Origin of the sequence: Acinetobacter sp. AS5 (assembly GCF_048957595.1) — a bacterium.
Lineage (GTDB): Bacteria > Pseudomonadota > Gammaproteobacteria > Pseudomonadales > Moraxellaceae > Acinetobacter.
Genome location: NZ_JARDAL010000039.1, coordinates 34,301 through 44,388 on the forward strand (window position 1 = coordinate 34,301; position 10,088 = coordinate 44,388).

Consider the following 10,088-nt stretch of genomic DNA (forward strand, 5'->3'; position numbering starts at 1 on the left):
ACTATGACTTTAAAATATGGGTTTAATAAAGTTCTCATCGCCAACCGTGGTGCAATTGCTTGTCGTGTCATCCGTACCCTTAAAAAATTAGGCATCCAATCGGTTGCGGTGTATTCGGAAGCAGATCGTGATTCATTGCATGTCACTTTAGCCGATGAAGCGGTCTTTATTGGTGATGCACCTGCTAGCCAAAGCTATCTCAATGTCGATAAAATTTTAGAAGTTGCTAAACAAACCGGTGCGCAAGCGATTCATCCGGGTTATGGATTCCTCTCTGAAAATGCAGAATTCTGTAATCTGTGTGAAGCACAAGGCATTGTGTTCTTAGGACCAAATGCGGAACAGATGAAAGCCTTTGGTTTAAAACACACGGCACGTGAGCTTGCAATTCAAGCCAATGTACCGTTACTTCCGGGTAGTCAGTTATTGGCTGATGAAGCTGAAGCACTGCTTGAAGCGGAACGTATTGGCTATCCTGTGATGCTGAAAAGTACAGCAGGTGGTGGTGGCATCGGCATGCGCTTGGTCTGGAATGCGGAAGAGCTGAAAGATGCCTACGCAACCGTGTCGTATTTAGCGCAAGCCAACTTTAAAGATGCAGGTTTATACCTCGAAAAATTCGTACAAAATGCCCGTCATATCGAAGTGCAAATTTTTGGTGATGGCAATGGCTTAATCCTAGCACTCGGTGAGCGTGATTGTTCGGTGCAACGTCGTAACCAGAAAGTGATTGAGGAAACGCCTGCGCCACACTTAAACGATACGCAACGTGCCTATATTCAAAATGTCGCAATTCAATTGATGCAATCGGTGAATTACCGCTCGGCAGGTACCGTGGAATTTGTGATGGATACCGACACGCAAGCATTCTATTTCTTGGAAGTGAATACTCGTCTGCAAGTTGAGCATGGTGTCACCGAGCAAGTCTTTGGTGTGGACTTGGTTGAATGGATGGTGACTTTAGGAAGTGGTGATTGGGTTGCACCGACATCAAAACTTGAATCCAAAGGGCATTCGATTCAGGTGCGTCTCTATGCTGAAGACCCAATCAAAAACTTCCAACCAAGTGCAGGGTTATTAACTCACGTAGAATTTGATGACAATGCGCGTAATGAAACTTGGGTAGAGACCGGTTCAAACGTTTCATCTTTCTATGATCCGATGATTGCCAAAATCATTGTGACTGCGGATGATCGTGAGTCTGCGATTCAAGCCATGACCGATACACTGGCTAAAACCCAAGTGGCAGGCATTGAAACCAACCTTGAATATCTACAAAACATTATCGACTGCGATGTATTTAAAGCCGGTACACAGACCACGCGCTTTTTAAATACCTTTGAATGGAAAACCCAAAAAATTGAAGTCTTACAAGCGGGCATTCAAACTGCCGTGCAAGATGTCACAGGTCGTTTGGGCTATTGGGATGTTGGTGTGCCACCATCAGGTGCGATTGATCCGCTGTCTTTAAATGTCGCGAACCAATTGTTAGGCAATGCACCCAATACCGCAGGGCTTGAATGTACTTTGCAAGGTCCAAGCTTAAAATTCCATTGCGATAGCCAAATTGTATTAGCAGGTGGCGATATGCCATCGACTTTGGATGGTGTGTCTGTCCCGATGTGGCAAACTGTGAATGTGCGTAAAGGTCAGACGCTGAAATGTGGCAAGATCGCCACAGGTTGCCGTACTTATATCGGGATTAAAGGTGGTCTGAATGTGCCTGAATATTTAGGCTCACAAGCGACTTTTACCTTGGGTCAGTTTGGCGGTCATGCGGGGCGTAATTTACTGATTGGCGATATGCTTCCAATCACGGCATTTACATCTGATGACGTGAAAGCCTTAATAGAAGATCAAATCCCTGCATTCTCAAACTCTTGGGAAATTGCGGTGATGTACGGTCCACATGGTGCGCCTGATTTCTTTACCAAAAACGACATTGATACCTTCTTTGCCAACGAGTTTGAAATTCACTTTAACTCAAGCCGTACCGGTATCCGTTTGATTGGACCAAAACCTGAATGGGCTCGTCAGGACGGTGGTGAAGCAGGTCTGCATCCATCCAATATTCATGACAATGCCTATGCGATTGGTGCGATTGATTTCACCGGTGATATGCCAATTATTCTCGGTCCAGATGGTCCAAGCCTCGGTGGTTTCGTGTGTCCTGCGGTAGTGATCAATTCTGAGCTGTGGAAACTCGGTCAACTCAAAGCAGGCGATAAAGTCAAATTTGTGCCTGTGAGTTACCATCAAGCGAAATTGCTGAATGAAAAATATCATGCGCAATTAAATGCTCAAGATACGCAAGCTGTCACTTTTGATGAATCGTTCTATCCTGAAATCAGCACGTTGAAATCTGCCATTTTAGATACCTTAAAAGGTCAAAATGGCACGCCTGATGTGGTGTATCGTCCTGCTGGCAACAACTATATGCTGGTTGAATATGGCGAACTGGTTTTAGATTTAAACCTGCGTTTCCGTATTCATGCGCTGGTGCAATGGGTCAAAGATCAAAATATTCAAGGCATTATTGACCTGACACCGGGCATTCGTTCGCTGCAAATCCATTTTGATTCGACCAAGCTTGATCAGATTGATTTATTGCGTATGCTTCAATTCGCAGAAGAGCAACTGCCTGATGTCACTGAGATGCAAGTGCCATCACGTACTGTGTATTTACCGCTTGCTTGGGAAGATTCACAAACCCAACTCGCAACCGAACGTTATATGCAAACTGTGCGCCCTGATGCACCGTGGTGTCCTGACAATATCGAATTTATTCGTCGTATCAATGGCTTAAAAGACAAACAAGCCGTGAAAGACGTGGTCTATAACGCGAGTTATTTGGTCATGGGCTTGGGCGATGTGTACTTGGGTGCGCCTGTGGCAACCCCGCTTGATCCGCGTCAGCGTTTAGTCACGACTAAATATAACCCTGCGCGGACGTGGACGCCTGAGAATGCTGTGGGGATCGGCGGTGCGTATATGTGCGTGTACGGTATGGAAGGTCCGGGTGGTTATCAGTTTGTCGGTCGTACTTCGCAAATGTGGTCACGCTACCGTAAAAACCCTGACTTTGAACAAGGTATGCCGTGGTTACTGCGCTTCTTTGACCAAATTAAGTTTTATGAAGTGTCTGAAGCGGAACTCATGCAAATGCGTGAGGACTTTAAAGCAGGGCGTTTAAAATTACGCATTGAAGATGGTGTATTGAATCTAAAAGAATACAACGACTTCTTAACTGAAAACCAAGAATCTATTTCGGCATTTAAAGCGGTGCAACAAGCCAACTTTGATGCAGAGCGCCGTCGCTGGCATGAAGCAGGTCTTGCGGAATATGTCTCTGAAAGTCTAGATGCTGTGGATGATGGCGAAGGTGTTGAAGTGCCTGAAGGTGGTTGTGCGGTGGAATCACATATGCCGGGTTCAATTTGGAAAATTGAATGTCAGTCAGGCGATATTGTGGAAGAAGGTGCGACCTTAGCTGTGATTGAAGCGATGAAGATTGAGATACCAATTATTGCACCTGAGCGTATGCGTGTGGATGCAATTACCATTGAAAAAGGGCAGACGGTAAAAACGGGGCAGGTGTTGTTTACGTTGGCACCAGTGGCTTAATGAAGTAGGAATAAAATAGACCGTCCGCAAGGGCGGTTTTTGCTTTTTAAATGTTAAGAATATATAGATAATATATGGATGACAAAAGCGAATAAATCTGAAATGACTAACTACTTTATAAAATCTTTTAATGCAGAAAATTTTAGAATGTTTTCTAAGATTTCAGTAAAATTTAATGAAAAATTTAATTTTATAACCGGACCTAATGGTTGTGGTAAAAGTAGTATTTTAACTGGTATACATCACTGCCTTCATCATGATTTCAACTCCTCTAGATTAACTAGTGAATCTAGTTTTCATATAGAAGTTGTAAATGGAGGTGAACTTATATTTCTAGGTTTAGCCAAAGAGTCCTTCAGGGAAGGTAATGCATATAGAGAAACTCAAATGAAAAATTGGTTTCCTCCTCGCATTGAAAATGTAACACAACCATACAGGGTGTTTGTTCCTGATGGTCAAAATAAAGAAATAATACCCTTATTTTTAGGGACAAAAAGATCTATTGATTATGTAAGAGTTCAAGGCGCACAGCGTGAGGAACCACGGCAAAATTCTATAGATATATATCGACAAAGAAATCTTGAATATAGTAATTCAAATGTTAAGCAATGGTTTATCAATAGATATTTCTATATTGATAAAGATTGGGCATACGAGGAAAAGATTAATTGGGATATTTTGCTTGAAAACTTACCAAGAATTGCTCCTACGGGAAGTGATTTCCAATATTTAAGAACAGAAAGAGATTTAGAACCTATTTTCAGATTGTATGGTCAGGAGTGTTATCTAGAAGAATTGTCTGCTGGATTTCAAGCAATTTTTTCTGTGATTGCTAATATTATTGAATGGATTGAAAAAATTAACCCTCAAGGACATAGAAATATTCAAGAGGCAACTGGTACGGTTTTAATTGATGAATTGGACTTACATTTGCACCCTGAATGGCAATTTAATATTAGAGATGGATTAGAGGCTTTATTCCCTAAACTTCAATTTATTGTAACGACTCATTCACCACATCTTTTGGCTTCAGCAAAAGAAGGTGAAGTCATTATTATGAATCGTGAAACTGGGAAAACAGAATATTATTTTAAGCCTAGTGATAAGCGCTACTCAGGTTGGAATACTGATCAGATTTTGGAAGATGTAATGGGAGTTAAAAGTCTTAAGAATAAGGATTATGAAAGGCTTATAGATGAAGCTCTCGATGCTTATGAATCAAAAGATAAGACTAAACTTTTATCTGTAATGGAGCATTTGAAAAATATTACTCATTCAGATGACACGATAGTACAAGTATTAGAAATGAAGATGGCTTCTTTGGAGCTTGAATAAGTCATGATCAAGCTTGAAAAACAAAATGATATTCCTCAAATCCTTCAAGATAAACAAAGAGAATGGACAGATCATTTACTTGCATTAGTAAGTAAATATGGAACTTACAAGAATATTCCGAAAGAAGAGAAAGCTTCGGCTCTTAGCCATTACAGACATAAGGATATTACTACCCCTTTATTTGCTAGCTCACATCAAAAATGTGCTTTTTGTGAAGGAAGTCCAAAAGATAGTGGAAATATAGAAGTTGAACATTTCTATCCAAAATCTATCTATCATGATAAAGCTTTTGATTGGGATAATTTTTTACCAAGTTGTCGTAAGTGTAATGATTCAAAACTTACCCATGATGTAGGTGTTGAACCTATTTTAAATCCGTATGATGAAGATTTTGATCCTAGTCAGCAGTTTGAATTTGTCTTAGCACGTATGAAAGGTAAAACTGAAATAGCTAAACGTACAATTGATGTCTGTGGTTTAAAAAGTCGATTGTATGATCCCTACAGCAAATTGATAAAAGTATTTTGTGAATATGAACAAACCTTAGAAGAGGCTCTTGAAGAGCTAAACGAGAAAGATACTAATCGAAAACGTTTAAACCAGATACGTAGAATTTCTGATTCCATTGATAGAATCGAATCATTAATGAAACCTACTGAAAAATATTCATATTTTTGTTCTTATATCATTCGAAGTAGTGAAGTTTATAATGAAGCAAAAAGGATACTCTCTTTAGAGCTTCAACAAGTAGGCTAAGGAATTTATATTGAACAATATTATCTATTCACGCTTTGTCGCAAGCATTTCATATCTAAAAAGAACCTCATTGAAGTGGTGATTAATTGCTTTAGTACAACAGTTGCGATTCTCACCCGTAATAACCCAGCATTCTATTGCGTTCCTGCGGACATGTATGAACGCCTGATGGATTTGATTGAAGACAAAAAACTGCTCAAACTTGCAGAAGAAGTTGAAACTGAAAAAAAACTGTAAAGATAAGTATTAATGACCTACGAGCTCGAGTTAACAAAAACCGTGCTTAAAGAGTTTAATATGTTCAGCCACACTTTGATGCACTCTCGAACCCCAATGGTGCAAAATGGGCTATTTTTTAGCCGCACTTAATAAAATTAAATCATCCTTATTCTGGTTTATATATGTATGTGATCGATTTTAAAAGTATTCTGCTTAAATCTATTCTATTTTATATTGTGGCACGCTTAATGCATTTATTTATATACAACATAAATAGAGGAGAGCAATACACTTGATCACTCATAAGCATAAACATCGGTTAACCATTCATGTATAAAAAGAATAGCAAGGACATGAGCAATTAAAATGGAATAAACCGGTGAAATACAAAACTTACTTTTGCTTTAGAACAAGCCCCATTTCAATGTTATGGGGCTTTTTTTCGCCCTTTTAAGCAATTTTATTTACCTCATCCAAATAACTAAAAATTGGCACGCTTTCTGCATTTTCCTAAGTAATACGAAATTCTGGTTTTGTAATATCCCTAGGAGATGCACATGAACAATCCGACATCAAATAAAAAAATGCATCCATGGCTTCACTTTCTGGTTGAGCTGCTCAGCGTACGTGCAGGCTTTCACATTAAACAGTCTTCCCAATATCAACCCAAGGATCAACATCGTGCCTAAACAAAAATTGGCACGGATCAGTATTACCGTGCCAGAAACCACGCTGCAGGCGATGGATCAAAAAATTGTCGAGCAGCACTATGAAAGCCGTTCGCAGGCCATTGTCGACATGATTAACCGCCACCTCATTGATGATCTGGTGATTCGCGATGAAGTCATGGTTGGCACACTCACCTTGCTCTACGACGTCAGTCTAAAACCGCTGCGCAGTCAGCTGGTCGATCTGCAGCAGCAGTATCTGGCACAAGTGATCAACTCACTTCATATCCAGCTGGATGATGAAAAAATCCTGCAAGTCATGCTGATGCAGGGCGCGAGCAGTGATCTGAAAGAAATTAGCGAACAATTTATTGCACTGAAAGGCGTGATTAAAGGGCATCTCGAACTGATGGATGCCGTCATGCCGCCTATTCCACAAAATACCGAACACACTTAAGGAGAACAGCTGTGCACAACTTATGGACTGTACAGGACTGGCAACACGCCTACCAGAATAACAATATCCAGCTTAGTGACCTGATTGAGTATGTTGCCGGGTTGAATAATGACGATCATGCCTGGATTTCAATTGCGACAGCAGCACAATTACAGGCACAAATTGATGCATTGACTGGTGCAGATAGCGCAAGCTTGCCACTTTATGGGGTGCCATTTGCGGTCAAGGACAATATTGATGTTGCGGGGTTCTATACCACAGCGGCTTGTAAAGAAGCAGCTTATCTGGCGACTGCCGATGCAACAGCAGTAGCCAAATTAAAAGCTGCCGGCGCGATTGTCGTGGGTAAAACCAATCTGGATCAGTTTGCGACGGGTCTAGTTGGTGTGCGCTCCCCATACGGCGCGGTAAAGAACAGCTTTAATCCTGAATATATCAGTGGCGGCTCGAGTTCGGGTTCCAGTGTAGTCGTCGCAAACGGATTAGTGCCATTTTCACTGGGTACAGATACTGCAGGTTCAGGACGTGTACCGGCAGGGCACAATAACATTGTCGGACTCAAACCGACCAAAGGCTGGTTCTCGACTACGGGCCTAATTCCAGCTTGTCGTACCATCGATGTTATTTCGATTTTTGCCTTAACGGTGGATGATGCCTGGCAGGTGGCGCAAGTTATGCAAGGCTATGATGCCAGCGATGAGTATTCCAGAATGCATCCTCAGAATGAACCGAGCCAATTTTCAAAAGGGAAAATTGCCATTCCGGATACACTCGAATTTTATGGCGATGCTGAAACTGAAAAAGCGTTTAATCTAGCGATCGCACGTGTACAAAGCTTGGGTTATATGGTTGAGCCGATTGATTTTGCTCCATTTCAACAACTGGCGACTGCACTTTACAATCGCTCTTGGGTGGCTGAACGTACCAGTGCCGTGGAAAAAATGGTGCAACGTGAGCAGACCCATCCGGTAATTGGCCAGATTATTTCGCAGGCAGACCGGTTCAGTGCGGTCGATGCCATGCAGGATGAATATGAACGCGCCCGCCTGAGCCGTGTTATTCAAAATACACTGGCAGATTATGATGCTTTGATGGTGCCTACTGCACCCACTATTTATCGCATTGCAGAAGTAGAAGCGGATCCTCTGGTGAAAAACAGCCATATGGGTGCTTATACCAATTTTGTCAATTTTGCCGATCTGTCGGCTTTGGCGCTACCAAACAGCATTCGTGCTGATGGTTTGCCAACGGGCGTGACCTTTATTGCGCCAGCCTGGATGGATGAAGCACTGGCCAAATTCGGGCAAAAATGGCAGCAAGCAAGCCAGTTAAAGTTGGGCACATCTGAACTTAGCTATGAAAAAATAACTGAAATCTCATCGGGTCACAGCGTCAAACTGGCTGTCGTCGGTGCACATCTGACCGGTATGCCACTGAATTTTCAGCTGACCACACGTGCTGGAACCCTGATCAAGCAGACCCGGACTGCTTCGCATTACAAACTGTATGCTTTAAAAAATATCACACCGCCAAAACCTGGCCTGCAATACAATGCGAAAGGTTGTTCAATTGAAGTCGAAGTCTGGGACATTCCACGTGCACTGTTCGGGGACATTGTTGCAGAAGTTCCGGCACCTTTGGGGATCGGTAATGTCCAGCTGATTGATGGTACTTGGGTGAAAGGCTTTATCTGTGAAGGCTATGCACTTGAGGATGCAACAGATATTAGTCATTTCGGTGGCTGGCGCGAATTTATGAAATCTAAACAACTTTCAAATACCAAATTTAAATGTGAATGCATAGGGGAAGTCGCAAAATGATCAAAAAAGCACTGATGTCCGTTTCCGTACTGTCTGCAATCCTTTTTAGTGGCTGTGACAATACCGCTAAAGTACCTGAACCAAATGCCAAGGCAGAAGGACGTGTGACTACTCAGCCCATCCGGATTGGTTATAGTGACTGGCCGGGATTTGTGGCCTGGCAGGTGGCGATTGAAAAAGGCTGGCTGGAAGATGCCGGAGTTAATGCCGATTTTAAATGGTTTGACTATTCTGCTTCACTCTCTGCATTCGCAGCGAATCAGCTGGACGCCGTACTGGTCACCAATGGTGATAATCTGGTCACTGGTTCTGGCGGCACCAAGGGTGTGATGATCATGGCGACTGATTATTCAGCTGGAAATGACGTGATTATTGCCAAGAATGGCATTAACTCAATTGAGGATCTGCGCGGTAAAACGATTGCAACTGAAAAAGGCCTGGTCGATCACTTGTTACTGTCCAATGCACTAGATGATGCCAAGGTTAAACTGAATGAAGTTAAACTGGTCAATACCATGACCAATGAATTGCCACAGGTTTTTGCTACTCCCGATATTGATGCGATTGCAGTATGGCAGCCGGTGGCGAATCAAGCGCTATCTGCAGTGGCCGGTTCAAAAATCATTTTCACCTCTAAAGACAAGCCGGGATTAATCTACGATACCTTGACCGTGAATCCTGCCCATCTGGAAGCCAATAAAGAGCAATGGAAAAAGGTGATTCAGGTTTGGGATAAAACTGTCAAATACATCAATGACCCGGCGACTCGAGAAGACGCTGCACAGATCATGTCCAAACGTGTTGGTGTCGATGCGAAGACCTATATGCAGTTCATTGATGGCACACATTTACTGGATTTGGCCGCCAACAAGAAAGTCTTTACCAAAGGTGATGGTTTCGACTCGATCTATGGTTCCAGCTATCATGTGAACAAGTTCAATGTGGCCAACGGCATTTATACGACTGAAATGAACGTGGATGGTGTGATTGTTCCAACGCTGGTACAAGAGCTGCAATAAAGCCTGATCTCAAGCATAAAAAATCCCCGGTCTGGGGATTTTTTATTGTCAGATAAATAGGGTTCTTTCATAAATTATTTTGAATCACTACAAATAAAATTCCCTCTCCTTGTAGGCATAGGTATCTACACAATTCCTGAACTTTGCGTTAAATTGAAGAGCATGCTCTTCAATTTAACATCTCTGGCCT

At 42.1% G+C, this 10,088-nt stretch carries 8 protein-coding genes; all 8 read left to right on the forward strand.

All coding sequences use genetic code 11. The annotated features are described in order from the left end of the window. The first annotated feature begins 3 nt into the window (after positions 1-3). Positions 4-3,624 carry an urea carboxylase gene (uca, locus tag PV763_RS12775; RefSeq protein ID WP_420937984.1) on the forward strand — a complete coding sequence of 1,207 codons (3,621 nt, stop codon included), beginning with the start codon at positions 4-6 and terminating at the stop codon, positions 3,622-3,624. Positions 3,625-3,702: 78 nt separating this feature from the next. Beyond that, entirely contained in the window at positions 3,703-4,959 is a 1,257-nt protein-coding gene (locus PV763_RS12780; protein WP_005246271.1) for an AAA family ATPase, read from the forward strand. Between the two features lie 3 nt (positions 4,960-4,962). Further along, the gene (locus PV763_RS12785) at positions 4,963-5,715 is read left to right on the forward strand and encodes an HNH endonuclease (RefSeq protein WP_034683050.1); all 753 of its coding nucleotides are present in this window, start codon (positions 4,963-4,965) and stop codon (positions 5,713-5,715) included. 75 nt (positions 5,716-5,790) lie between these two features. Continuing rightward, the gene (locus tag PV763_RS12790) at positions 5,791-5,952 is read left to right on the forward strand and encodes a hypothetical protein (protein ID WP_265596633.1); all 162 of its coding nucleotides are present in this window, start codon (positions 5,791-5,793) and stop codon (positions 5,950-5,952) included. Positions 5,953-6,491: 539 nt separating this feature from the next. Further along, positions 6,492-6,623 (forward strand): hypothetical protein, encoded by a 132-nt coding sequence (locus PV763_RS12795; protein WP_004647016.1) that lies wholly within the window; start codon positions 6,492-6,494, stop codon positions 6,621-6,623. Next, entirely contained in the window at positions 6,616-7,059 is a 444-nt protein-coding gene (locus PV763_RS12800) for a CopG family ribbon-helix-helix protein (protein WP_004894906.1), read from the forward strand. Before PV763_RS12795 ends, PV763_RS12800 begins: the two co-directional genes overlap by 8 nt. An 11-nt stretch (positions 7,060-7,070) precedes the next feature. Next, positions 7,071-8,879, forward strand: a complete 1,809-nt coding sequence (atzF, locus tag PV763_RS12805) for an allophanate hydrolase (protein WP_420937985.1) — start codon at positions 7,071-7,073, stop codon at positions 8,877-8,879. Next, positions 8,876-9,898 (forward strand): ABC transporter substrate-binding protein, encoded by a 1,023-nt coding sequence (locus PV763_RS12810; protein ID WP_420937986.1) that lies wholly within the window; start codon positions 8,876-8,878, stop codon positions 9,896-9,898. Before atzF ends, PV763_RS12810 begins: the two co-directional genes overlap by 4 nt. Positions 9,899-10,088 lie beyond the last annotated feature (190 nt).